At 59.5% G+C, this 23829-nt stretch carries 25 protein-coding genes and 1 other annotated feature; of the genes, 19 read left to right on the top strand and 6 right to left on the bottom strand.

Translation table 11 applies throughout. The features are described from left to right. The first annotated feature begins 16 nt into the window (after positions 1-16). From H9X86_RS00145 to tyrS, 13 genes are all read left to right on the top strand, one after another. Positions 17-958, top strand: a complete 942-nt coding sequence (locus H9X86_RS00145) for a Kae1-like domain-containing protein (RefSeq protein WP_204899592.1) — start codon at positions 17-19, stop codon at positions 956-958. Next, positions 955-2175 (top strand): exodeoxyribonuclease VII large subunit, encoded by a 1221-nt coding sequence (gene xseA, locus H9X86_RS00150; protein WP_346011395.1) that lies wholly within the window; start codon positions 955-957, stop codon positions 2173-2175. The genes H9X86_RS00145 and xseA overlap by 4 nt, the downstream gene beginning before the upstream one ends. Beyond that, positions 2166-2408 carry an exodeoxyribonuclease VII small subunit gene (gene xseB, locus H9X86_RS00155; RefSeq protein ID WP_204899593.1) on the top strand — a complete coding sequence of 81 codons (243 nt, stop codon included), beginning with the start codon at positions 2166-2168 and terminating at the stop codon, positions 2406-2408. Before xseA ends, xseB begins: the two co-directional genes overlap by 10 nt. After that, complete coding sequence (locus tag H9X86_RS00160; RefSeq protein ID WP_204899594.1) at positions 2398-3282, top strand: polyprenyl synthetase family protein; 885 nt, start codon at positions 2398-2400, stop codon at positions 3280-3282. The genes xseB and H9X86_RS00160 overlap by 11 nt, the downstream gene beginning before the upstream one ends. A 12-nt stretch (positions 3283-3294) precedes the next feature. Next, on the top strand, positions 3295-3732 hold the full coding sequence (locus tag H9X86_RS00165; protein ID WP_204899595.1) for a divergent PAP2 family protein: 438 nt from the start codon (positions 3295-3297) through the stop codon (positions 3730-3732). 29 nt (positions 3733-3761) lie between these two features. Further along, positions 3762-5597, top strand: a complete 1836-nt coding sequence (gene dxs, locus H9X86_RS00170) for a 1-deoxy-D-xylulose-5-phosphate synthase (protein ID WP_346011396.1) — start codon at positions 3762-3764, stop codon at positions 5595-5597. Next, positions 5590-6399 (top strand): TlyA family rRNA (cytidine-2'-O)-methyltransferase, encoded by an 810-nt coding sequence (locus H9X86_RS00175; RefSeq protein ID WP_204899596.1) that lies wholly within the window; start codon positions 5590-5592, stop codon positions 6397-6399. The genes dxs and H9X86_RS00175 overlap by 8 nt, the downstream gene beginning before the upstream one ends. Beyond that, positions 6396-7265, top strand: coding sequence for an NAD(+)/NADH kinase (locus H9X86_RS00180; RefSeq protein ID WP_204899597.1), 870 nt, complete (start codon positions 6396-6398; stop codon positions 7263-7265). The genes H9X86_RS00175 and H9X86_RS00180 overlap by 4 nt, the downstream gene beginning before the upstream one ends. A gap of 4 nt (positions 7266-7269) precedes the next feature. Next, complete coding sequence (locus tag H9X86_RS00185) at positions 7270-7725, top strand: arginine repressor (RefSeq protein ID WP_204899598.1); 456 nt, start codon at positions 7270-7272, stop codon at positions 7723-7725. Between the two features lie 31 nt (positions 7726-7756). Next, on the top strand, positions 7757-9448 hold the full coding sequence (recN, locus tag H9X86_RS00190) for a DNA repair protein RecN (protein ID WP_204899599.1): 1692 nt from the start codon (positions 7757-7759) through the stop codon (positions 9446-9448). Positions 9449-9471: 23 nt separating this feature from the next. Further along, positions 9472-10269 (top strand): Cof-type HAD-IIB family hydrolase, encoded by a 798-nt coding sequence (locus tag H9X86_RS00195; protein WP_204899600.1) that lies wholly within the window; start codon positions 9472-9474, stop codon positions 10267-10269. A 28-nt stretch (positions 10270-10297) separates the two neighbouring features. Next, positions 10298-10550, top strand: a binding site (T-box leader). A 23-nt stretch (positions 10551-10573) separates the two neighbouring features. After that, a complete protein-coding gene (locus H9X86_RS00200) occupies positions 10574-11443 on the top strand; it encodes a DMT family transporter (RefSeq protein WP_204899601.1) in 870 nt (289 codons plus the stop codon). A gap of 16 nt (positions 11444-11459) precedes the next feature. Beyond that, entirely contained in the window at positions 11460-12689 is a 1230-nt protein-coding gene (tyrS, locus tag H9X86_RS00205; protein ID WP_204899602.1) for a tyrosine--tRNA ligase, read from the top strand. 51 nt (positions 12690-12740) lie between these two features. On the opposite strand, the gene aroD is transcribed toward tyrS, so the two are convergent. The 4 genes from aroD to asd are packed head-to-tail and all read right to left on the bottom strand — an operon-like array spanning position 12741 to position 16313. Then, positions 12741-13502 carry a type I 3-dehydroquinate dehydratase gene (gene aroD / locus H9X86_RS00210; protein WP_204899603.1) on the bottom strand — a complete coding sequence of 254 codons (762 nt, stop codon included), beginning with the start codon at positions 13500-13502 and terminating at the stop codon, positions 12741-12743. Positions 13503-13541: 39 nt separating this feature from the next. Beyond that, on the bottom strand, positions 13542-14294 hold the full coding sequence (gene dapB, locus H9X86_RS00215; protein WP_204899604.1) for a 4-hydroxy-tetrahydrodipicolinate reductase: 753 nt from the start codon (positions 14292-14294) through the stop codon (positions 13542-13544). A 10-nt stretch (positions 14295-14304) separates the two neighbouring features. Beyond that, positions 14305-15192 (bottom strand): 4-hydroxy-tetrahydrodipicolinate synthase, encoded by an 888-nt coding sequence (gene dapA / locus H9X86_RS00220; RefSeq protein ID WP_204899605.1) that lies wholly within the window; start codon positions 15190-15192, stop codon positions 14305-14307. Positions 15193-15224: 32 nt separating this feature from the next. After that, positions 15225-16313, bottom strand: a complete 1089-nt coding sequence (gene asd / locus H9X86_RS00225; RefSeq protein WP_204899606.1) for an aspartate-semialdehyde dehydrogenase — start codon at positions 16311-16313, stop codon at positions 15225-15227. Between the two features lie 308 nt (positions 16314-16621). On the opposite strand from asd, the gene queA reads away from it, so the two are divergent. The 6 genes from queA to lysS all read left to right on the top strand — a co-directional run bounded on the left by queA (position 16622) and on the right by lysS (position 21889). Then, the gene (gene queA / locus H9X86_RS00230) at positions 16622-17644 is read left to right on the top strand and encodes a tRNA preQ1(34) S-adenosylmethionine ribosyltransferase-isomerase QueA (RefSeq protein WP_204899607.1); all 1023 of its coding nucleotides are present in this window, start codon (positions 16622-16624) and stop codon (positions 17642-17644) included. 23 nt (positions 17645-17667) lie between these two features. Then, a complete protein-coding gene (gene tgt / locus H9X86_RS00235; protein WP_204899608.1) occupies positions 17668-18801 on the top strand; it encodes a tRNA guanosine(34) transglycosylase Tgt in 1134 nt (377 codons plus the stop codon). A gap of 102 nt (positions 18802-18903) precedes the next feature. Next, positions 18904-19212 carry a preprotein translocase subunit YajC gene (yajC, locus tag H9X86_RS00240; RefSeq protein ID WP_204899609.1) on the top strand — a complete coding sequence of 103 codons (309 nt, stop codon included), beginning with the start codon at positions 18904-18906 and terminating at the stop codon, positions 19210-19212. A 63-nt stretch (positions 19213-19275) separates the two neighbouring features. Then, the gene (locus H9X86_RS00245) at positions 19276-19707 is read left to right on the top strand and encodes a TIGR04086 family membrane protein (RefSeq protein WP_204899610.1); all 432 of its coding nucleotides are present in this window, start codon (positions 19276-19278) and stop codon (positions 19705-19707) included. Between the two features lie 164 nt (positions 19708-19871). Next, a complete protein-coding gene (gene greA, locus H9X86_RS00250) occupies positions 19872-20345 on the top strand; it encodes a transcription elongation factor GreA (RefSeq protein ID WP_204899611.1) in 474 nt (157 codons plus the stop codon). Between the two features lie 32 nt (positions 20346-20377). Further along, complete coding sequence (lysS, locus tag H9X86_RS00255) at positions 20378-21889, top strand: lysine--tRNA ligase (RefSeq protein WP_204899612.1); 1512 nt, start codon at positions 20378-20380, stop codon at positions 21887-21889. A gap of 170 nt (positions 21890-22059) precedes the next feature. Here lysS and H9X86_RS00260 read toward each other — a convergent pair whose 3' ends face one another. Both H9X86_RS00260 and H9X86_RS00265 read right to left on the bottom strand, forming a co-directional pair. Further along, a complete protein-coding gene (locus H9X86_RS00260; RefSeq protein ID WP_204899613.1) occupies positions 22060-23289 on the bottom strand; it encodes a site-specific integrase in 1230 nt (409 codons plus the stop codon). Positions 23290-23346: 57 nt separating this feature from the next. Continuing rightward, entirely contained in the window at positions 23347-23547 is a 201-nt protein-coding gene (locus H9X86_RS00265; RefSeq protein WP_204899614.1) for a hypothetical protein, read from the bottom strand. Positions 23548-23829: the final 282 nt, after the last annotated feature.

Genomic DNA, 23829 nt, shown 5'->3' on the forward strand with positions numbered 1-23829 from the left:
CAGGGAGGGAATACAGATGTCAGGAATGTGTCTGGGCTTTGACACCAGCAACTATACCACGTCGGCAGCAGTGTTTGACGGCAGTGTGGGACAAAATCAGGGGCGGCTGCTCACGGTGCAGGAGGGCTCTCTGGGTCTGCGCCAGAGCGAGGCAGTGTTCCAGCATGTCAAGCGTCTGCACCTGATGACCGAGGCCCTGCGGGCAGATGGCATCATAGGCCAGATCCGGGCGGTGGGCGCCTCTACCCAGCCCCGGGAGGTGGAGGGCTCGTATATGCCCTGCTTCCTGGTGGGAGAGGGCCAGGGCCGCTCCATTGCAGCGGCTTTGGGTGTGCCTTTCTATCCCTGCTCCCACCAGCAGGGCCACATTGCAGCGGCAGCCTGGTCAGCGGGACGGGAGGATCTGCTGGACCAGCCCCACCTGGCCTGGCACCTGTCCGGAGGCACCACGGAGCTGTTGGTGGTGCATCCCCAGGGGCATACGGTGACCGCCCAGGTCATCGGCGGCACTTCGGACATTTCAGCGGGACAGCTGGTGGATCGCATCGGAGTTCTGCTGGGTTTGGACTTCCCGGCGGGGAAGGCCATGGACGTGCTCAGCCGGGACTCCCAAGAGGAGAAGCACTTTGCGGTGAAGACCAAGGAGGGGACGTTCTCGCTCTCCGGCATGGAAAATAAGATCCGAGGCATGGCGGAGGCAGGTGCTGCACCTGCTGATGTGGCCCGGTTTACCTTTGAGACGCTGGCCTCGGTGCTGGCCCGCACCACGGCGTGGGCCCAGAAGCAGTACGGGAATCTGCCGGTGCTGTGCTCCGGCGGTGTGGCATCCAACACCCTGCTGCGCAGTCGTTTAGAGCCTCTGGGGGCCATCTTTGCACCCCCTCAGTACTCCACCGACAACGCCCTGGGCGTGGCCATCTTGACCCACCGGGCCTTGGAACGGGGGGCACAGGGGTGAGCGGCGCACAGCTGCCCGTGTATTCCGTCTCCCAGGTCAACGGGTATCTCAAGGAGCTGGTGGACGGCGACCCTCTGCTGCGGGGTCTTTTGGTGCGGGGCGAGGTGTCCAACTATAAGTGCTACCCCTCTGGGCACCATTACTTCTCCTTAAAGGACGAGCAGGGGAGCATCCGCTGTGTCATGTTCCGGGGGGACGCTGCCCGGCTGCGCTTTCGCCCTGTCAACGGCCTGTCCGTGATCGCCTATGGCCGGGTGTCTGTCTATCCCCGGGATGGACAGTACCAGCTATATTGCACCCAACTGATGGAGGACGGGCGGGGGGCCTTGGATCGGGCCTTCGAGGAGCTGAAAAAGAAGCTGGAGGCCCAGGGCCTCTTTGACCCGGCTCGGAAGAAGCCGCTGCCCGCCTATCCCCGGCGCATTGCCCTGGTGACCTCTCCGGCAGGCGCTGCGGTGCGGGACATGATCCGCATTCTCCGCCAGCGCTGGCCTATGACGGGTGTGCTGGTGGTGCCTGTGCGGGTGCAGGGAGAGGGGGCGGCAGAGGAGATTGCCGCCGCCATCCACCAGGTGAACAACCGAAGTGACATTGACCTCATCATCACCGGCCGGGGCGGCGGCTCCCGGGAAGACCTGTGGGCCTTCAACGAGGAGCCGGTGGCCTGGGCCATTTCTCTGTCCAACATCCCTGTCATTTCGGCGGTGGGTCACGAGCCGGATGTGACCATCTCCGACTATGTGGCGGATGTGCGGGCCTCCACCCCCTCCAACGCCGCCGAGGTGGCGGTGCCGGACCAGCGGCAGGAGCGGCAGAGGCTGGAGGGGCTGACCGTCCGGCTCAGACAGGCCACCCAGGTGCGCCTGGACAAGAGCCGTAAGGAACTGGAGCAGCTGCGGCAAAGCCGGGTGCTGCGCCGCCCCACAGCGGTGGTGGACGACCAGCGGATGCGCCTGGACGGAGTGCAGCACCGCCTGGCTTTGGCCCTGGAACGCAGCCTGCGCCGGGGACGGGTGGAGCTGGCGGAATTGGCTGGGCGCATTGACGCCATGAGCCCGCTGAAGGTGCTGGGGCGGGGCTACGCCATTGCCAAGCATCAAGACCAGGCTGTGACCTCCGTGGCTCAGGTGGAGCCTGGGGACGGCGTGGATGTGATGGTGTCTGACGGTGTGCTACACTGCCGTGTGGAAGAAAAGGAGGAGCAGCAGTGGCAGTAAAAAAGAAGAGTTTTGAGGAGTCCATGCAGCGGCTGGAGGAGATCGTGGCCCAGTTGGAGCGGGGCGAGGCGGGACTGGATCAGTCGCTGAAACTGTTTGAGGAGGGGACGAAACTGGCTGTGGGCTGTACCCAGATGTTGGATGAGGCAGAGCAGAAGGTGCATCTGCTGCTGGGCGGCGACAGTCAGGAGGAAGTTCCCTTCCAGGAAGGAGCGCAAGCAGATGGAGTTTAAGGCCCAATATGACCAGGCCCGCCAGATGGCGGAGCAGGCCCTGGAGGAAAGTCTTTTGGACATGGGGCCCCACCAGGAGCTGCTGCAAGCCATGCGGTACAGCTTGCTGGCCGGGGGGAAGCGGATTCGCCCGGTGCTGGTGCTGAAGTTCTGTGAGGCCATGTGCGGCTCTATGGAGCCAGCGCTGGACTATGCCGTGGGGGTGGAGATGCTCCACACCTACTCTCTCATACATGACGACTTGCCCTGTATGGACAACGACGATTTGCGCCGGGGCAAGCCCACCTGTCACAAGGTCTACGGAGAGTGTACCGCAGTGCTGGCTGGGGATGCGTTGCAGGCGGAGGCTTTTGCCCGTCTGGCCACCTCTCGGCGCACCAAGCGACCTGTGTCCAATGGTGAGGCCTGTGCGGTGCTGGCCCAGGCAGCCGGTGCCATTCAGGGCATCTGTGCAGGTCAGTACCTGGACATGAATGGAGAGGCCCGGGATGAGGAGCGGCTGAACCTGGTGCATAGCTGGAAGACGGCGGCTCTTTTGAAGGCGGCGTGTCTGTTGGGGCTCACAGCCTCTCCTGTGGAGCCTACTCTGAAGCAGTGGAAGGCTGCGGCGGACTATGCCCAGGGGTTGGGCATGGCCTTCCAGATCCGGGACGATATGCTGGACGAGGAATCCACCACCCAGCAGCTGGGCAAGCCTGTGGGCTCTGACCGGGAGAATGGGAAGGTGACCTATGTCACCCTGTATGGTCTGGAGGCATGCCAGGAGCTGGTGCATCGGTATACCCACCGGGCCAAGGTGGCGGTGCAGGAGGCGTTTGAAAACAGCCAATTTCTGTGCGATCTGGCCGATGCACTGGCCCAGCGGGATCACTGAGGGAGTGAGTTTATGATTACACCCATTTTGTTTCTGGCCGTTGCAGCCTGGGCCATTGCCCAGATTTTGAAGATGCTGATCTCCATGGTGGTCTACCGGAAGGTGGACTGGGGATATTTATTCACTTCCGGTGGGATGCCAAGTTCCCATTCTGCGCTGGTGTGTGCCTGTGCCGCCGGGATTGGCATGACGGCGGGATTTGACCAGCCTGTGTTTGCCCTGGCGGTGGTGGTGGCTTTTATTGTGATGTATGACGCTGCCAATGTCCGCAAGGAGACGGGGGAGCAGGCGAAGATCCTCAATTACATCATGAAAAACTGGAATGAACATAGACCCGAACTGTTCGCTGAGGAGCTCAAAGAACTCATAGGCCACACACCTTTGCAGGTGGCTGCCGGCGCAGTGCTGGGTGTACTGGTGGGGGTAGCAGGAGCACTGCTCTTCCTGTGATCCCACTGTTTGGGAAGGAGAGGTACGGCGTGCTGCCTGAACACTTGAATGAGATGACAGATCAACAGGCCAGACAGCTCTGTCAGCAGCTGCGGGTACAGATGATCCAATCCGTGGCCAAGACGGGGGGACACCTGGCCTCCAGCCTGGGCGTGGTGGAAATTCTGGTGGCGGTGCACCGGGTCTTTGACCTGGATGTGGACCGCCTGGTCTTTGACGTGGGCCATCAGTGCTATGCCCACAAGATCATCACCGGACGTGGCTCTGCCATGCACACCCTGCGGAAATTCGGGGGACTGTCCGGGTTTCCAAAGCCCTATGAGAGCCGGGCAGATGCCTTTATCTCCGGTCACGCCTCCAACTCTGTGTCGGTGGCCCTGGGTATGGCCCGGGCCCGTACCGTCAATGGGGAGGATTACAGCGTGCTGGCCTTCATTGGAGACGGTGCCCTCACCGGTGGTCTGGCCTATGAGGGCCTGGCGGATGCGGGAAACAGCGGGGAACCCCTGATTGTGATTCTCAATGACAATGGCATGTCCATCACCAAAAATGTGGGTGGTGTGGCATCCCATCTGGCCCGGCAGCGGCTCAAGCCCCAGTATCTGCATCTGAAAAAGCTATACCGCAGCATGACCGGAAAAAACGCAGTGGGACAGGCTGTCTACCGGGTGACCCACCGGGCCAAGAAAATGGTGAAGGACGCCCTTTTGGGCTATTCCATGTTTGAGGACATGGGCTTTACCTACCTGGGTCCGGTGGATGGTCACGACGTGGGCTATCTCACCCGGATGCTGCGCTATGCCAAGGAGCTGAATTGCCCGGTGCTGCTCCATGTAAAAACTGTAAAGGGAAAAGGCTATACACCTGCTGAGCGAGAACCAGACCGGTTCCATGGGGTGGGGCCTTTTGACGTGGAGACGGGAAATGCGTCCAGCAAATCCGGGGGGGAGAATTTCTCCGCTGTGTTCGGTCAGACCATGTGCGAACTAGCTCAGGAGAAGCCGGAGCTGGTGGCCATTACGGCGGCCATGCAGTCGGGAACTGGTCTGAGTGGGTTTGCCAAGGCCTACCCGGAACGGTTTTTTGATGTGGGTATTGCCGAGGGCCATGCTGTGGCCATGAGCGGCGGCCTGGCCAAGCAGGGGGCGCTGCCGGTGTTTGCGGTGTACTCCTCCTTTTTGCAGCGAGGCTACGACATGCTCATTCATGATCTGGCTTTGCTCAAACTCCACGGGATCATTGCCGTGGATCGGGCTGGACTGGTGGGCGAGGACGGGGAGACCCATCACGGGGTCTTCGACGTGGCCTTTTTGAGTACGGTACCGGGCATGCAGATTTTGTGCCCTGCCAGCTTTGCCGAGCTGCGGGGGATGCTCCGCCATGCGGTGATGGAGATGACCGGCCCGGTGGCCATTCGTTACCCCAGAGGTGGGGAAGGAGAATGGACGGATATGGCTGGGGTGGAGGGCGCCAGTGTGGTGCAAGAGGGCACCGATGTGACGCTGGTGACCTATGGCACAACCATCAATCAGGTGCTCCAGGCAGCTGGGCTGCTGGAGGAACGTGGATACTCAGCGGCAGTCATCAAGCTCAACAGCATTCGCCCTCTGGATCTGGCTTCCATCCAGACGTGGAGCCAGCGCACAGGACGTGTGCTGGTGGTGGAGGAGTGCAATGACACGGGCAGCGTGGGACGTACCATTGCCTCTGAGTTGGCCTTGCGGGGCAAGGCGGTGCAGATGGCACTGGTGAACTTGGGGGATGGATTTGTACCCCAAGGTTCTGTGGCTCAACTGCGAGAGATGAAAGGAATTGATGCAGAGGGAATCTGCAGGAAAGCAATGGAGATGATAACCGGTGGCTAAAAAGCGATTGGATGTACTGATGGTGGAAAAGGGACTGGCCGAGAGCCGGCAAAAGGCCCAGGCCATCATCATGGCCGGACAGGTATATAGCGGGGAAAAGCGGCTGGATAAGGCGGGTATGACCCTGGATGAGGACACCCAGCTGGAGGTGCGGGGCCAGACCCTGCGCTATGTCAGCCGGGGCGGGTTGAAGCTGGAGAAGGCCATGCGCCACTTTCCCATCGACCTGCTGGGCAAGACGGCGGCGGACATCGGCACCTCCACCGGCGGATTTACCGACTGTATGCTGCAAAACGGGGCGGCCAAGGTGTACGCTGTGGACGTGGGCTATGGCCAGCTGGCCTGGTCCCTGCGCAGCGACGACCGGGTGGTGGTGCTGGAGCGCACCAATGCCCGCTACCTGTCCCACAAGGAGATCCCTGAGATGCTGGAGTTTGCCTCCATCGACGTGTCCTTTATCTCCCTGAAACTGATTCTCCCCGCTCTGCGTCAACTGATGAGTGACGAGGGCGAGGTGGTGGCTCTCATCAAGCCCCAATTTGAGGCAGGCCGGGAGAAGGTGGGGAAAAAGGGCGTGGTGCGTGATCCCGCTGTGCATCTGGAAGTGCTGGAGCACTTCACCCAACACGCCGCAGAGGCGGGGTTTACCGTCAAGGGCATTGACTTCTCTCCCATTCGGGGCCCAGAAGGCAACATCGAATACCTGGGATATTTGCAGGCTCAGCCGGGCGAGCCGGAGTGGGGAGACCTGGAGGAGCTGGTGCGCCGCTCCCACGCACAACTGGAGGGAGAACACGGATGAAGGTGGTACTCAGCCCAAACCCCTATCGGGACCGGGGCCTGAAGGCGGCTATGACCGCCAAGCATATTTTGGAGAACAACGGGGCCCAGGTGGTGATTTGCCTGCCCTTTGAGTTGGAGGAGTCCGGGCGGGCCCATCTGCCGCCCCATGAGCCCTTTGGGCAGATGGCTGCCCAGCTGGAGGACACCGATGTTCTGGTGTGCTTTGGCGGGGACGGCACCATTCTCCATGCTGCCCGGGATGCCAACCCCCGCCAGATCCCGGTGCTGGGGGTGAACCTGGGCAGTGTGGGTTTCATGGCGGAGCTGGAGCAGCACGAGCTGTCCATGCTCAGTAGGCTCACCGCCGGGAAGTATTCCATTGAAAAGCGGATGATGCTGGACATCACGGTGCGCCGGGATGGGCGCAGGGTGTTTTCTGAGACGGCCCTCAACGATGCGGTGGTCACCAAGGGCACCTCGGTGGCCCGAGTACTGGATTTGCAGGTGACGGGGGATCGTACGGTGATCTCCGGGTTTTCCGGGGACGGCGTGGTCATCGCCACGCCCACCGGCTCCACGGCGTACTCGTTGGCGGCTGGTGGGCCCATTGTGGAGCCCACGGCGGAGAATATGATTATTACCCCCATCTGCGCCCACTCCCTCCATGCCAAGCCCTTTGTGCTGGGCAGTCAGCGGACGGTGGGGGTGCGTCTGGCCCCGGGCAGCCGGAAGAATGCCAGCTTGTCGGTGGACGGTGGGCGAGCGTTCAAGGTTTTGCCTGGAGACTGGGTGGAGTGCCGGAAGTCCCGCCAGGTGACCCGGCTGGTGAAACTCACAGGCCGCAGCTTCTATGAGGTCATCAATCAGAAATTGGGAAAGGCGTGAGAGGATGAAGTCGAAGCGACAGTCAGAAATTTTGCGCATCATTGCCGCACAGGACATTGAGACCCAGGAGCAGATGCTGGAGAGCCTGCGAGGATGCGGAATTTTGGCCACCCAGGCCACGATTTCCCGGGACATCAAAGAGCTGAACCTGGTCAAGCAGCCCACGGGGAATGGGACATACAAGTATGTGGTGGCATCGGCCAAGCAGCCCCATCACAACTTTGCAGGCCGCCTGCGCACCATCTTCAAAGAGGGAGTCACCTCCTTTGACGTGGCTCAGAATATCGTGGTGGTCAAAACCATGCCCGGCCTGGCCTCTGCCGCAGGTGTGGCCCTGGACGGGATGGATATTGACGGCTTGGTGGGCTCGCTGGCCGGGGATGACACCGTCATCATGATTATGAGAAACAACCATATGGCAGAGGAATTTTGCCGAGAAATGGCATCCATGCTGGACTGACCAGCGGGATGCCCGGAAGGTGAGAGAACAAATGCTTTCCTTACTTCACATTGAGGACATCGCAGTGATCTCCCGGGGGGAGATCTCTTTTGGGGCGGGGTTCAACGTGCTCACCGGTGAGACGGGGGCAGGTAAGTCCATTGTGGTGGACGCCATTGGAGCCATCATCGGGGGACGCACCAGCCGGGATCTCATCCGCACGGGTGCCAAGTGTGCCCGGGTGACGGCGGTGTTTAACCATTTGCCGGCACTGGCCTGGTTTGAACAGTACGGCATTGCCCCGGATGAAAACGGGGAACTGCTGGTGGAGCGGGTGATCCAGCCGGACGGGAAGAACACCTGCCGGGTCAACGGCCACCCCGTGCTGGTCACCCAGCTCAGAGAGCTGGGCAGCCAGCTTTTGAACATCCACGGCCAGCACGATGGGCAGCAGCTGTTGGACGAGGAGACCCACCTGGACAGTCTGGACAACTTTGGTCACCTGCCCCCCCAGCGGGAGGACTATCAGCAGGCCTATGACCAGGTGCGCCAGCTGCGCCGGCAGCTCCACGCTGTGGAGATGGACGAGGGAGAAAAGGCCCGACGCATGGACACCCTCCAGCACCAGATCGGAGAATTGGAGCGAGCCCAGCTGCGGGTGGGCGAGGAGGAAGAGCTGAGCGCCCAGCGGGAGATTCTGCGCAATGCCGAGCGCATCACCCAGGCGGTGGACGATGCCTGGCAGGCCCTCAACGGCGGCGATGTTTCCGACGGTGCAGCGTCCTTGCTGGCCCGGGCGGAGGACGCCTTGACCCGGGGCGGGCGATACAGCAGCGAACTGGCCCAGCTGGCCCAAACCGTGGCCCAGCTGCGCTACGCCGCCGACGACGCAGCGGAGCTGGTGCGGGACGCCCGCAGCGGCCTGGAGTTTTACCCTGGTCAGCTGGACGATGTGGAGGAGCGGCTGGATCAGATCCACCGCCTCAAGCGCAAGTACGGGGCGGACGAGCAGGCCATGCTGGACTATCTGGAGCGGTGCCGGGACGAACTGGACAACATCCAGTTTTCCGACCAGCGCAGAGAGAAGCTGGAAAAGGAGTTGGAGCAGGCACTGGCTGTGGCCCGAGGCAAGGCGGAAAAGCTGTCCCAGGCCCGTCAAAAGGCAGCCAAGGAGCTGGCCAAGCGGATCCAGGGGGAACTGACTGCCCTGGATATGCCCCGGGTGCAGTTCGACGTGGAGTTTGCCCTGGTGGAGGGTGAGGACGGTCTGGGCGAGACCGGCATGGACCGGGTACGGTTTTTGATGTCCGCCAACCTGGGCGAGGACCTCAAGCCCATCCACCGCATCGCCTCCGGCGGCGAGCTCAGCCGCATCATGCTGGCACTGAAAAACGTGCTGGCAGAGACCGACTGCGTCACCACCATGGTCTTTGACGAGGTGGACACTGGAGTGTCGGGCAGAGCGGCCACTAAAGTGGCCCAGAAGCTCTACCAGGTGGCCCGGGGCCGCCAGGTGCTGTGCGTGACCCACCTGCCCCAGATCGCCGCCATGGGAGACGTTCACTTCTCGGTGGAGAAGGGGGAGCGGGACGGGCGCACCTACACCCAGGTGGAGCAGCTCAGCCGTGCCCAGCGCCGGGAAGAGCTGGCTCGCCTCAGCGGCGGAGCCTCCACGGCCATTCTCCTGGAGGGGGCAGAGGAGCAACTGCAAAAGGCGGAAGCCTGGAAACAGACACAAGAATAACGATACACGGAGGAACCCTGCACATGATACGCGCAATCTTTTTTGACATTGACGGCACCATGGTCTCGTATAAAAATAAGTTTATGTCTCAGCAGCTCCGGGATGACCTGTTTGCCCTCCAGCGGGCGGGGATTCTCATTTTCGTCTGCTCTGGCCGGGCACCCCAGGACCTGAAGAGCACCGGAATGCTGCGGGATGTGGTGTTTGACGGTTATATCACCTTGAACGGTCAGTGCTGCTTCAATGCCCAGGGGGTGTATCGAGATAACCCCTTGCCTCTGGAGGACCTGAAGAGCGCCAAGGACGTGCTGGAGGCCAACCCAGAGCTGGCCGCACTGGTGGAAGAGAACGGAGTGACCTATCTCACCTGCCACAACCAGCGGGTGGACGAAGTGTTTGAATTCCTGCACACCCAGAAGTACCCGGTCATGTCCCTCCAGCGGATGATGGAGCACAAGGTCTACCAGCTCGTTCCCCTGGTCAACCAGGAGGAGGAGCACCTGTTCGTCTCCGTCATGCCCGGATGCAGTTATACCCGCTGGCACCCTCTGGGCATTGACGTGACGGCCAAAGGCGAGGGTAAGGCCGACGGCATCCGGGCCACCATGGCCCACTATGGCCTGAGCCCTGAGGAGACCATGGCTTTCGGCGATGGGGAGAACGACCTGACCATGATGGCCCTGGTGGGCACCAGCGTGGCCATGGGCGGGGCAGACCAGCGGGTGAAGGAATTGGCGGATTACGTCACCGACACCGTGGAAGAGGAGGGGATCTCCCAGGCTCTGCGGCATTTTGGCCTTCTCCCCAAAGAAAGCGTTTGACAAGCACGATTGGCTGTGCTATCATCAACACAATGCGAAGAAAAGGACAAGTAGCCGTCACACAGCTGCTCAGAGAGCTTCCGGTGGGTGCAAGGAAGTGCAGGTGTGGTGGGTGAATACCCCTTGGAGCAGCCCCCTGAACCGGCCCCCTGATGCGGGGAAAGTAGGGGCGGACGGGTGCGCCCGATATAGCGAGCGGAGTTTTCACAAAACTCCCTGAGGCCGTCATTTGTGAGAAAGCGGCAAACAGAGGTGGTACCGCGTATCATTACGCCCTCTGTCCTACGGGACAGGGGGTGTTTTTTTGTCAACCAAAGAGGGAGGACACAGTGGAACGCTGCTGGTATTCCTGGCAGCTGTGCTGTACAGCCTGGGCGGTGTGTGCATCAAGGTTATCCCATGGAACGGTATGTCCATCAACAGTGGCCGCAACCTCATTGCACTGGTGGTCATTGGGGCGTATCTGTGGCGGGTGGGGCACCGGCCCCGATTCAACCCCTGGATCGCTCTGGGAGCCTGTGCCATCTGCGGCACCAACACCCTGTTCACCCTGGCCAACAAGATGACCACGGCGGCCAACGCCATTGTGCTGCAATTTACCGCCCCCATTTTCGTGCTGCTGCTTACCGCCCTGGTGTGGCACAAGCTGCCCCGGAAGGGGGAGCTGGTGGCCTGCGGCGTGGTAATACTGGGAGTGCTGTGTTTCTTTGTGGACAGCCTCCAGGCAGGCGGCATGGCAGGCAATGTGGTGGCTCTGCTGTCCGGATTCAGCTATGCGGGGGTGTTTCTCCTCCAGGACATGCCCGACTCCGACCCCATCTCCTCGGTGTTCTGGGGCAATGTGTGCAGTGCCCTCATTGGCCTGCCCTGGCTGATGGGAGAGCAGAGCTTTGCCCCTGTGACCCTGGTGAGCCTGGTGGTGCTGGGTGTGTTCCAGGTGGGACTGGCTTACATTCTGCTGACCCTGGGTCTGGCCCGTACCTCGGCGGTGACCGCCAGCCTGGTGTCCGGCATCGAGCCCATTTTGAACCCCATTTTGGTGGCGCTTTTGTACCACGAAACCATTGGCCCGGTGTCCCTGTTGGGGGCTGTCATCGTCATTGGCGGCGTGGTTGGGTACAATCTATGGAAAACAAAAGCCGACACGGCCCAGGCCGTGACAGGCAATTCATGAAAAAGGAGCAAGATCAATGAAACTGTACGACGAACTGGTAGCCCGTGGCCTCATCGCCCAGGTCACCAATGAGGAAGAGATCCGAGAGATGATCGACAACGGCAAGGCCACTTTCTACATCGGCTTTGACCCCACCGCTGACTCCCTCCATGTGGGCCACTTCATGGCTCTGTGCCTGATGAAGCGACTGCAAATGGCGGGCAACCGCCCCATTGCCCTCATCGGCGGCGGCACCGGCATGGTGGGCGACCCCTCCGGCCGCAGCGATATGCGTACCATGATGACCCCCGAGACCATCCAACACAACTGCGAGTGCTTCAAAAAGCAGATGGAGCGGTTCATTGAGTTTGGCGAGGGCAAGGCTCAGATGGTGAACAACGCCGACTGGCTGATGAACCTGAACTACGTGGAGCTGCTGCGGGAAGTGGGCGCCTGCTTCTCGGTGAACAACATGCTCCGGGCTGAGTGCTACAAGCAGCGCATGGAGAAGGGCCTGAGCTTCCTGGAGTTCAACTACATGATTATGCAGTCCTACGACTTCTACTACCTGTTCCAGCACTACAACTGCAACATGCAGTTTGGCGGCAACGACCAGTGGTCCAACATGCTGGGCGGCACCGAGCTGATCCGCCGCAAGCTGGGCCAGGACGCCCACGCCATGACCATCACCCTGCTGCTCAACAGCGAGGGCAAGAAGATGGGCAAGACCGCCGCCGGTGCTGTGTGGCTGGATCCCAATAAGACCAGCCCCTACGACTTCTACCAGTACTGGCGCAATGTGGAGGACTCCGACGTGCTCAAGTGCATTCGGATGCTCACCTTCCTGCCCCTGGAGCAGATCGACGAGATGGACAAGTGGGAGGGCAGCCAGTTGAATAAGGCCAAGGAAATTCTGGCCTACGAGCTCACCGCCCTGGTCCACGGCAAGGAGGAGGCGGAGAAGGCCCAGGCAGCGGCCAAGGCTCTGTTTTCCGGCGGCGGAGACCGCTCCAGCATGCCCACCACCACCCTGTGCCAGGGCGACTTCTGCGAGGGTAAGATCGGTATTCTGGACCTGCTGGTCAAGTGCGGCCTGTGCCCCTCCAAGGGTGAAGCTCGTCGCCTGGTGCAGCAGGGCGGCGTGTCCGTCAATGAGGAGAAGGTCACCGACGTCAACGCCCAGTTCTGCTGCCAGGACTGCGGCACCGACGGCGCCATCATCAAAAAGGGCAAGAAAGTGTTCCACTGCGTCAAGGTGGAAGGCTAACGCATATAAAAAGGACGAGGCTACGGCCTCGTCCTTTTTTGTGCTGGGAAGTTATTGTGCGTTGTGGAGCAAGGTGAGCACCGTGTGCAGCTGCTCCACCCCCATTTGCCCCGGGGCAGATGCCTTTTGGGCGGCACCGAAGGTGACAGCGGAGCCGAACACCTCTCCGCACAGACGGCTGATGACACCGGTGCCCCCCATGGACATGGTGATGATGGGGCCGTGGGCATATAGCCGCACCATCTCCTGGGTGGCGGAGAGCAGGGTGAGCACGTCCTCCTTGCTCTGGGGCATCACAGCAATTTTGGGAATGTCCGCCCCAAAGTCCTGCATCCTGCGCAGACGGCTTACAATCTCGTCCTTGCTGGGGGTCTGGCAGAAGTCGTGGTTGGACACGATCACCTTCACCCCGGCGGCGTGGGCACTTTGGATGATAGAGCGGACGATCTCCTCCCCGGAGAAGGCCTCCACGTCCACCAAGTCCACATAGCCGGACTGGGCGGCCTGGATGTTCAGCTGAGCGTAGGCCTGGGGTTCCATGGCACGCTGGCCGCCCTCCTTGTTAGAGCGGAAGGTGAACAACAGGGGGAGATTACCCAGAACGATGCGAAGCTGTGCCAGCACGTCCGTCACCTGGGCAGGGTCCGCAACGCCGTCAAACCAGTCCGCCCGCCACTCCACCATGTCCACGGGGGTGGAGAGAAGGGCTTTGGCCTGGGATAGAATATCCTCTTTGCTCACCCCCACAATGGGGACACAGATTTTTGGGATGCCTGTGCCCAGCTCCATGTTTCTCACACGCAGAGTGTTCATATCTGGGTTCAACCTTTCTGTATGCAGAATGCCCGCCCATCAAAGGAGGTGGGACATATCATAGAGGCCTGGGGCCTGGACTTGGGCCAAAAATTTGGCGGCCCGTACGGCTCCGCTGGCAAAGACCTCTCGACTGGCGGCGTGGTGGCTGAGCTCAATGACCTCGTCCCGCCCGGCGAAGATCACCGTGTGGTCCCCAACGATGGTGCCACCCCGTACGGCGGAAATGCCAATCTCATGGGGCTGGCGGGGCTGACGCACGCTGTGGCGGTCGTAGACGTATTGGGGCTCATAGGGCAGGGCAGCGGCGGCGGCATCGGCAATCATCAGGGCGGTGCCGCTGGGGGCATCCACCTTGCGGTGGTGGTGGCGCTCCACAATCTCCACGTCGTAGTCCTCACCCAGCACGGCAGCGGCCTTCCGCACCAGATCCAGCAGCACGTTGACCCCCAGGGACATATTGGCCGAGCGGAATACAGGGATGTGCCGGGCGGCATCGTCGATGGCGGCCAGCTGCTCCTGGTCATAGCCTGTGGTGGCCAGCACCACAGGCAGAGCACGAGCCTGACACATCTCCAAAAGAGGGGCCAGGGCGGAGGGATGGGAGAAGTCAATGACCGCATCAGCGGCGATGTCACAGGCAGCAGGGGAGGAGAACACGGGGAAATCCGGGCTCTTCTGCCCCAGAATGTCGATGCCCGCCACCACTTCCACCTGGGGGTCGGCCTGGCAGATATCGGCCACCACCCGGCCCATGTGTCCGTTGCAGCCGGAAATGATTATCTTTTGCATGGGGCACTCCTCACAGCAGACCCATGCGGGCCATGGAACGGCGCAGGGTCTCCAGATTCTGCTCAGACATATCGCACAGGGGCAGACGCAATCCGCCCATGTCCATACCCACCAGGTTCAAGGCTGCCTTGATGGGAATGGGATTGACCTCCAAAAATAGAGCGTCAATGAGATCCATGTACTGGATCTGAAGCTTGGAAGCGGCCTCAAAGTCGTTGTCCAGGCACAGGCGGCTCATCTTCACCATCACCTGGGGGATGAGGTTGCAGGCCACCGAGATGACACCCTTGGCCCCCAGGGCCATCATGGGCACCACCTGGTCGTCGTTGCCCGACCAGATGTAGAAGTCGTCCCCGCACAAAAAGCGGGTGTGGGCCAGCAGGGAGAAGTTGCCCGATGCCTCTTTGACACCATTGATTTTGGGGTTCTGGGACAGCACCCGGTAGGTCTCAGCAGTGAAGGACACCCCCGTGCGGCTGGGGACGTTGTAGAGGATGATGGGCAGATCCACCCGGTCGGCGATGTACTCGTAGTGGCGGATGAGACCGGTTTGGCTGGCCTTGTTGTAGTAAGGGGTGACATGGAGCAGCGCATCAGCTCCGGAGTCCTGGGCATGCTGGGAGAGGTAGACAGCGGCAGAGGTGTCATTGCTGCCTACACCGGCAATCACCTTCACCCGGTGGTTGACCCGCTTGACGCAGAACTCCACAGCGGCGATATGCTCCCGGATGGACATGGTGGCGGACTCGCCGGTGGTGCCGCAGACGCACACGGCGTCTACGCCGGCCTCGATCTGGGCGTCAATGAGCTTGCCAAAGGCGTCGTAATTGATGGCGCCGTTTTGGTCAAAGGGGGTGACCAGTGCCGGGCAAGAGCCGGTGAAAACGGGGGTGCGCATAGGGCAACTTCCTTTCTTTTAGAGATCGTGGGTTAGCGGACGGGCTCAATATACCCCTCAGCACACAAAAGCTCTGCCAGCAGCACAGCTCCGCCGGCTGCACCACGCAGGGTGTTGTGGGAGAGGGAGACAAACTTGTAGTCGTACTGGGTGTCCTCCCGCAGACGGCCTACGGAAACCGCCATGCCGCCCTCCAGGTTGCGATCCAACTTGGCCTGGGGACGGTCATTCTCCTCAAAATAGTGGAGGAACTGCTGGGGAGCGGTGGGCAGCTTCAGCTCCTGGGCCCGGCCCTGGTAGGTGCGCCAGGCCTCTTTGATCTGCTCCACGGTGGGCTTGTTGGCGAAGGTGACAAAGACGGCTGCGGTGTGGCCGTTGGACACAGGTACCCGCAGGCACTGAGCGGTGATGTTGGGGGTGTCAGCGTTGACAATGACCCCGTCTTTCACCTCGCCCCACACCTTCAGCGGCTCCTGCTCACTCTTTTCCTCCTCGCCGCCAATGTAGGGGATCAGGTTATCCACCATTTCCGGCCAGGTCTCAAAGGTCTTACCCGCCCCAGAAATGGCCTGGTAGGTACACGCCAGGACCTTCTCGATGCCGAAGCTGCGCAGGGGGGTGAGGGCAGGGACGTAGCTCTGGATGGAGCAGTTGGATTTCACGGCAATAAAGCCCCGCTGGGTACCCAGACGCTGCTTTTGGGCGGGGATGACCGCCAGGTGCTGGGGGTTGACCTCAGGGATCACCATGGGCACATCGGGAGTCCAGCGGTGGGCGGAGTTGTTGGACACCACCGGGCACTCATGCTTGGCGTAGTTCTCCTCCAGAGCCTGAATCTCCGACTTGGTCATGTCTACGGCGGAGAAGACAAAGTCCACCTGGGAGGAGATGGTCTCCACATCGTCCTGGGCGCTGAGCAGCACCATGTCCTTCACGTCCTGAGGAATGGGGACATCCATGGCCCAGCGGCCCGCCACGGCGTCCTCATACCGCTTCCCGGCGGAGCGGGGGCTGGCGGCCAGAAGAGTGAGTCGGAACCAGGGGTGGTTGGCCAAAAGGGTGATGAAGCGCTGGCCCACCATGCCAGTGGCGCCAATGATACCTACTTTGTATGTACGCACGAAAATGACCTCCTCCTGCCCACGGGAAAGAAGTGGTTGAAACGTGGGCGGATATTGTATTATAATAGAGGGACGTATGCGTCGTGACGGAGAACATGTGACCGTCAACAGGAACCGACGAAATACTTGCTATACATCATAACATTATCGCATTAAAGTGTCAATTTATCATTTTACATCCGGCGGAAAAATTTCTTGCAGCGCACGGTAGTTGCCTGTCTGGGCCGCAGGGCATGGAGACAGGGCATTGTATGCGTCGGGCTGCGGGAGTATGCCGGTGGAATGATGGCAAGAACGGTGGGAAAATTGTGAAGACATCTGATTTTTATTTTGATTTGCCGGAGGAGCTGATTGCCCAGACCCCTCTGGAGCGGCGGGACGCCTCCCGGCTGCTGACCTTGGACAAGGTGACAGGGGAGACCCAGCACATGCACTTCTACGATCTGCCCAAGCTGCTGCGGGCAGGGGACTGCCTGGTGCTCAATGACAGCCGGGTGCTGCCTGCCCGGCTGCTGGGTCGGCGCAGCGGCGGCGGAGCCTGTGAGGTGCTGCTGCTCATTGACCGGGGCGAGAAGGTATGGGAGTGCCTGGTGCGCCCGGGCAAGAAGCTGCGTACTGGGGCAAAAATCAGCTTCGGCGAGGGAGAACTCACCGCCGAGGTGGTGGGAGAAGTGGAGGGCGGAAACCGCCTGGTCCGCTTCGACTACCAGGGGATTTTCCTGGAGACCCTGGAGAAGCTGGGCAAGATGCCGCTGCCTCCTTATATCAAGGAGGAGCTGGAGGATGCTGAGCGGTACCAGACCGTGTACTCCCGGGTGGTTGGCTCTGCTGCCGCCCCCACCGCTGGGCTGCACTTCACCCCAGAGCTGCTCCAACAGGTGCAGGAGATGGGGGTTAAGGTGTGCTATGTCACCCTCCATGTGGGCCTGGGTACCTTCCGGCCTGTGAAGGCGGAAGAGGTCACCGACCACGAAATGCACTCAGAGTATTGCGTCATCTCCCAGGAGACGGCGGATGTCATCAACCAGACCAAGGCTGCGGGAGGGCGAGTCATCTGTGTGGGCACCACCTCCTGCCGCACCATTGAGAGCTGGGCCAACGAGGACGGCACCATGGAGGCCAAGGCGGGGTGGACCAACATCTTCATCTATCCCGGCTACCGGTTCAAGGTGCTGGACGGGCTGATTACCAACTTCCATCTGCCGGAATCCACCCTCATCATGCTGGTGTCCGCTCTGGCAGGCCGGGAGCATGTACTGGCGGCCTACAAGGAGGCAGTGGAGAATCGGTACCGCTTCTTCAGCTTTGGAGATGCCATGTTCATCTCCTGACCCACGACGAAAAGGAGAAAACCATGTTTGAACTGTTGAAAACTGAGGGCCGGGCCCGGCGGGGACAGTTTACCACCCCCCACGGCACAGTACAGACCCCAGTGTTTATGAACGTGGGCACCCAGGGTGCCATTAAGGGCGGCCTGTCCGCTTTTGATTTGAAGGACATCGGCTGCCAGGTGGAGCTGTCCAACACCTACCATCTCCACCTGCGCCCCGGCGACGACGTGGTGCGCCAGATGGGCGGGCTGCACAAATTTATGCGCTGGGATGGGCCTATGCTCACCGATTCCGGGGGCTTCCAGGTCTTTTCCCTGTCCGGCCTGCGGAAAATCACCGAGGAAGGGGTCACCTTTGCCTCCCACCTGGATGGACGCAAGATCTTCATGGGCCCTGAGGAGTCCATGCGCATCCAGTCCAATCTGGGCAGTGACATCGCCATGGCCTTTGACGAGTGTGTGGAGAACCCCGCCACCTATGAATACGCCAAGGCATCCTGCGAGCGTACCCTGCGGTGGCTGAAGCGGTGCAAGGCCGAGCACGACAAGCTCAACGCCCAGCCCGACTGCGTCAATCCCGGCCAGATGCTCTTTGGGATCAACCAGGGAGCCACCTTCCCGGACCTGCGCATTTGGCACATGCAGGAGACGGCCAAGGTGGAGTGCGACGGCTACGCCATCGGTGGCCTGGCAGTGGGAGAGCCTACCCAGGTGATGTATGACATCATTGACGCTGTGGAGCCCTACATGCCCAAGGACAAGCCTCGATATCTCATGGGGGTGGGCACTCCCTCCAACATCATCGAGGCGGTGGCCCGGGGCGTGGACTTCTTTGACTGTGTGATGCCCGCCCGCAACGCCCGCCACGGCAAGCTGTTTACTTGGAGCGGGTGGATGAATATGAAAAACGAGCGGTATAAGACCGACGAGCGGCCTATTGATCCCCAGTGTGACTGCCCCGTGTGCCGGAACTTCTCCCGTGCCTATGTGCGCCACCTGTTTACCGCCGGGGAGATGCTGGGCATGCGTCTGGCGGTGATGCACAACCTGTATTTCTACAACAAACTGGTGGAACGCATCCGACAGGCCCTGGATGAGGGCACCTTCCAGCAGTTCCGGGCGGAATATTCCGAAAAATTGGCCCAACGGATGCCCTGATCCCGAAAATCGGAAAAAGGGACTTGTGTTCCAGGTAAAATACGGGTATAATGTCCTGTGTTGTACTCTACGATGAAATAAACATACGAAGGAGACGTAGCTATGACCCCCGAGACCTTATCCAGCTTTGTTATGATCCTGGTCATGATCGCCATCTTCTACTTCCTGCTCATCCGTCCCGAGAGCAAGAAGAAAAAGGAAGCTGCCGCCATGCGTGCCAGCCTGAAGGTGGGCGACCAGATCACCACCATTGGCGGTGTTGTGGGCACCATCTGTGCCATCAAGGAGGAGACCATTGTCATGGAGACCGGCGCTGACCGTGTGCGCATCGAGTTCACCAAGTGGGCCATCTCCAGCAAGGGCACCCAGGCCAGCCAGGACGGTGCTGCCCAGGAGAAGAAGAGCAAGTAAAGCAGCATGAGAAGCAGCCCCTTTGCATATGGTGAAGTAACCATGTGGAAAGGGGTGCTTTTTTTGCGCAATCATGAGGTGAAACAGGAAAATGCGGCCCAGATGCTCTTGGGCGTGGCTGTGGGAAGCGCCGTGGCGGTAGCAGTGCAGCTGCTGGTATTGCTTTTGGGTGCGGCGGCAATTTCCGGCGGTATGGTGCAGGAGAGCGCCCAATTACAGCTGGTGGCGTTGGCCTGTGTATTGGGGAGCTTGACGGGCGGGCTGGTGTGCGCCTGCCGTTGGCCGGCCCGGAAGCTGCTGGGCGGTCTGGCTGTGGGTGGCATGAACGATGTGATTTTGTGGCTGGTGAGTTTGGCCCGGGGCGGAGGCCAGATTCTGGAGGTGCGCAGTCTGGTGGTTCTGGTCTGCTGTGTCTGCGGCGGGGCTCTGGCGGGTTTGATGTGCCTGAAAGGGCGGAAAAAGAAGCCTGCTGGGGTGCGGAGAGCCAGAAAGTGACCGGGGTTTACTGGCAGAGGGAGCCAATTCCCTCTGCCAAAGCCCTTGACAAGCGGGGAGAAAATCTCTATAATTCGAAGGAGCATCTATAAATATATAATGGACATGTTGTGAGCTGCCATCTGTTGCGGCTTCTATTTTTTATCGTTGAAAGGATGAATGTCATGGCCAAGGAATACAAGCTCAGTGCTGAGCGTTTGGAAGAACTCAAGCAGGAACTCAACTACCTCAAGACGGTCCGCGAGAAGGAAGTGGCCGACCAGATCAAGGAGGCCCGCTCCTTTGGCGACCTGTCCGAGAACAGCGAGTACGATGAGGCTAAGAACGAGCAGGGCAAGCTCTACTCCCGCATTGCCGAGATCGAGAACATTCTGGCCAACTGCTCTGTGATCGAGGAGACGGACAGCGATCCTGACACCGTGCGTCTGGGCAGCAAGATCACCGTCATGGACACCATGCTGGATGAGGAGGAGTCCTACCAGGTGGTTGGCTCTCAGGAGGCTGACCCCATGAATGGCCGTATCTCCGAGGAGTCTCCCTTTGGCAAGGCTCTGCTGGGCAAGCGGGTGGGAGACACTGTGATTGTGGATGCCCCTGCCGGAAACATTGAATACAAGGTCGTCAGCATCCAGCGATAAGCGGAAGACGGACACGAGAAGGAGAGACGATTATGTCGGAACACAATAAGCAGAACCAGCAGAACGTGCAGGACGAGCCCTCCCTGTCTGAGCTGCTGCAAATTCGCCGGGACAAGCTCTCGGATCTCCAGGCTGCGGGCAAGGACCCCTTTGCCGTCACCAAGTACGATGTGACCCACCACAGCAATGAGATCAAGGAGAACTTCGAGTCCATGGAGGGCCAGATCGTGCGTCTGGCTGGCCGCCTGATGAGCAAGCGTGGCATGGGCAAGGCCATTTTTGCCGACCTACAGGACGGCGGCGGGCGCATCCAGCTGTATGTACGCATTGACGACGTGGGGGAGGAGACCCTCAACGCCTTCAAAAAGTACGACATCGGCGACATCGTGGGTGTGGAGGGCGACGTGTTCCGCACCAAGCGGGGCGAGATTTCCTTGAAGGCTCACACCATCACCCTGCTGTCCAAGTCTCTGCTCCCCCTGCCCGAGAAGTTCCACGGTCTCACCGATGTGGAGACCCGCTGCCGCCAGCGCTATGTGGATCTCATCGTCAACCCCGAGGTGCGCCGCACCTTTGAGATCCGCTCCGCCTTCATCCGCCATGTGCGCAGCTTCCTGGACAACCGTGGTTATATGGAAGTGGAGACCCCTGTCCTCAACACCATCTCTGGTGGTGCCACCGCCCGGCCCTTCATCACCCACCACAATACCCTGGACATCGACATGTATATGCGCATCGCCACCGAGCTGCACCTGAAGCGCTTGGTGGTGGGCGGCCTGGAGCGGGTGTATGAGATTGGCCGTATCTTCCGCAACGAGGGTATGGACACCAAGCACAACCCCGAGTTTACCTCCGTGGAGCTGTACCAGGCCTATGCCGATTTCCACGACATGATGGATCTGTTTGAAGATCTGCTCAGCTCTGCGGCCCAAAAGATCCTGGGTACCTATCAAATCCAGTGGCAGGGCCAGGACATTGACCTGACCCCCGGCTGGCCCCGCCTGACCATGGCCGAGGCGGTCAAGCAGTACACCGGCCTGGACTTTATGGCTGTCACCGACGATGCTGAGGCTGTGGCTCTGGCCGCCTCCATCGGCGTGGAGCTGCCTGAGACCGCTCCCGCCACCTGGGGCAACGCCCTGTACGAGGTGTTCGACCAAAAGGTGGAGGAGAAGCTCATTCAGCCCACCTTCATTACCATGCACCCCGTGGATGTGTCCCCCCTGGCCAAGCGTTCTCCCGCCGATCCCCGCCTCACCGAGCGGTTCGAGCTGTTCATCTGCCGCAGTGAGATGGGCAACGCCTTCTCCGAGCTCAACGACCCCATCGACCAGAAGCAGCGTTTCCAGCGTCAGGTGGAACTGCGGGAGCACGGCGACGAGGAGGCCGGCATGATGGACGAGGACTACATCACCGCCCTGGAGTATGGCCTGCCCCCCACGGGCGGCCTGGGCATCGGGATTGACCGGTGTGTCATGATGCTCACCAACAACGACTCCATCCGTGAGGTGCTGCTCTTCCCCACGATGAAGCCCTTGGACTAAAATTCCACAATATATAGTGTCTGACGAAACCGGACGGCACAAGATGTAGCAAAAAGGGCTTACAACTACAACTTTTCTACAACTTTTGCTTGAAATCAGACGGCATCAGACGGGCCAAAATGAAGGGCAAATCCGTGTTTTTTATGCGGATTTGCCCTTTTTTGCAATTTTCACATTAGCACCAAATTACCCTTGATTGCCTCTGCTTTTTCCCTCATGTTTTCTTGCGTAATATGCGTGTAAATATCCATAGTTGTGGAAAAATCAGCGTGGCCCATCACTTGCTGGATAAACTTGATGTCGTTGGTGCTTTCACAAAGCCGCGTACAAAATGTGTGTCTCATGTTATGTACGCTAAAATGCGGCAGCAGCTCCGGCTCACGGTCTTCCAGTTCAGCCTGATCCATTTCTTCGGCGTTGTAGGCGATGGAGATACGCTCAATGGCCCGATTGATGTTGTGGGCACTGAGAAAGTAGCCTTCCCGATTTCTAAAAAGGAAACCGTGATACCCATTCATCACAAGGTCTTCCGGATAGAGAGTGTCAATGACTTCGATCAATGCGCGGAGTTGTTCAGCAACCTGCGGATACAAGATGGGGATGGTACGGGTACCGCTGGCTGTTTTAGGGGTGGTGATATGAAAACCTGCTTTCCCATCAATCACGCGATAGATCAAGTTGTGATTGACAGAGATGGTGTTGTTCTCCAGGTCCACATCATTTTTAGTTAAGCCGGTACATTCCGCAACACGCATTCCCGTACCGAGCAGTACGACCATGACAGGCAGCCAGTGGCTATACATCGGTGACTTGGAAATGAACCGAAGGAAGTTCTTCTGCTGTGTCATGGTCAGCGCGATTCTTTTCTTCGGGGGCGCCCCGGCTCCCTCTGTTTTGAGAGAACGGTAGACGCCCTTGCTGGGATTTTTACGGATGTAGTCATCATCGACTGCCAATTCGAGCGTAGGGTGGATCAGGTTATTGATATTTTCCAGAGAATTGATTGCAAAGCCTTTTTTCAAAAGCTTCGTGTAAAATGTCAGGATGTCGCTCTTTCGGATATTGGGCAGAGGTATGTTGGCAAACGGTTCATCCTTCACGTAATTACTCCAAAGATATTCGTAATTTGCCCGTGTAGAAGCCTTTAACTGGATCTTCGTATCCATGAGGACTTTGAACATGTCATTTAGTGTGATTTTCATGGCCTCTTGGGTTCGGATACCGTCTTCGCTGTCACGGTTGAGTACTTTTTCTTTGGCCCGCAGGCTGGCAAGGTCAAAATCATAGATGTACTTTTTCTTTTTGCCCAGCTTATAAACAAACATATAGCTACCGTCTGAGCGTTGCGTCTCTCCTGGCCGCAGGTTGCGGCCTTTGTTATCTTTTCTGACTTTTGGCATAGGTTGATACCTCCCGATGTTTTGTGTGTTGCTGCGCCCGGAATGGGCAAGGTTTCGTCAGCATGAAATCTCGTACAGATATTCCTTAATACGCTGAACGCTCCAAAGGACACGAGAGTTCATGGTAATGCGGGCGTGAGCAAGATCGCCAATCTGGACAGCCGTGTGCCGCCCGCAGTCGAGCAGTTTGCAAAGCGATTCTGTATCCACCGCCAAGCACTGTTCCGGTGAAAGGTCGTTGGGTTTTCTTTTTTCCATAATTGCCCTCCTTTATTTGCAATTACATAAATCCTTTACGGTTTGTAAATGAAGGTTTTCAACAAAAACAATGAAGTCATTCAAATTCATCGGGAAGTGTAAGGTCTTCTCCAAAGGCCATTTCCTGCGCCGGGGCTTCCGCCGCGTATTGTCAGGGCCCGCTGTGCGGTATTTCAATCGTGGGCGGGCTCCTTGTGGTCATCGCACACTGTCCGCGATCCCTGTATAACTCCAATGGAAAAGGTTATGGGACTTGTCAAGGTACAAAAAGAGCGTGCAGAC

Source organism: Pseudoflavonifractor capillosus (assembly GCF_016902575.1).
GTDB classification, from domain to species: Bacteria; Bacillota; Clostridia; order Oscillospirales; family Oscillospiraceae; genus Enterenecus; species Enterenecus capillosus_A.

Excerpts from the sequence above, each read along its gene's own strand:
- H9X86_RS00145 (WP_204899592.1), top strand. The coding sequence starts at position 17 with ATGTCAGGAATGTGTCTGGGCTTTGACACCAGCAACTATACCACGTCG.
- H9X86_RS00160 (WP_204899594.1), top strand. The coding sequence starts at position 2,398 with ATGGAGTTTAAGGCCCAATATGACCAGGCCCGCCAGATGGCGGAGCAG.
- H9X86_RS00165 (WP_204899595.1), top strand. The coding sequence starts at position 3,295 with ATGATTACACCCATTTTGTTTCTGGCCGTTGCAGCCTGGGCCATTGCC.
- H9X86_RS00180 (WP_204899597.1), top strand. The coding sequence starts at position 6,396 with ATGAAGGTGGTACTCAGCCCAAACCCCTATCGGGACCGGGGCCTGAAG.
- H9X86_RS00185 (WP_204899598.1), top strand. The coding sequence starts at position 7,270 with ATGAAGTCGAAGCGACAGTCAGAAATTTTGCGCATCATTGCCGCACAG.
- recN (WP_204899599.1), top strand. The coding sequence starts at position 7,757 with ATGCTTTCCTTACTTCACATTGAGGACATCGCAGTGATCTCCCGGGGG.
- H9X86_RS00195 (WP_204899600.1), top strand. The coding sequence starts at position 9,472 with ATGATACGCGCAATCTTTTTTGACATTGACGGCACCATGGTCTCGTAT.
- tyrS (WP_204899602.1), top strand. The coding sequence starts at position 11,460 with ATGAAACTGTACGACGAACTGGTAGCCCGTGGCCTCATCGCCCAGGTC.
- aroD (WP_204899603.1), bottom strand. The coding sequence starts at position 13,502 with ATGAACACTCTGCGTGTGAGAAACATGGAGCTGGGCACAGGCATCCCA.
- dapB (WP_204899604.1), bottom strand. The coding sequence starts at position 14,294 with ATGCAAAAGATAATCATTTCCGGCTGCAACGGACACATGGGCCGGGTG.
- dapA (WP_204899605.1), bottom strand. The coding sequence starts at position 15,192 with ATGCGCACCCCCGTTTTCACCGGCTCTTGCCCGGCACTGGTCACCCCC.
- tgt (WP_204899608.1), top strand. The coding sequence starts at position 17,668 with ATGTTTGAACTGTTGAAAACTGAGGGCCGGGCCCGGCGGGGACAGTTT.
- yajC (WP_204899609.1), top strand. The coding sequence starts at position 18,904 with ATGACCCCCGAGACCTTATCCAGCTTTGTTATGATCCTGGTCATGATC.
- greA (WP_204899611.1), top strand. The coding sequence starts at position 19,872 with ATGGCCAAGGAATACAAGCTCAGTGCTGAGCGTTTGGAAGAACTCAAG.
- lysS (WP_204899612.1), top strand. The coding sequence starts at position 20,378 with ATGTCGGAACACAATAAGCAGAACCAGCAGAACGTGCAGGACGAGCCC.
- H9X86_RS00260 (WP_204899613.1), bottom strand. The coding sequence starts at position 23,289 with ATGCCAAAAGTCAGAAAAGATAACAAAGGCCGCAACCTGCGGCCAGGA.
- H9X86_RS00265 (WP_204899614.1), bottom strand. The coding sequence starts at position 23,547 with ATGGAAAAAAGAAAACCCAACGACCTTTCACCGGAACAGTGCTTGGCG.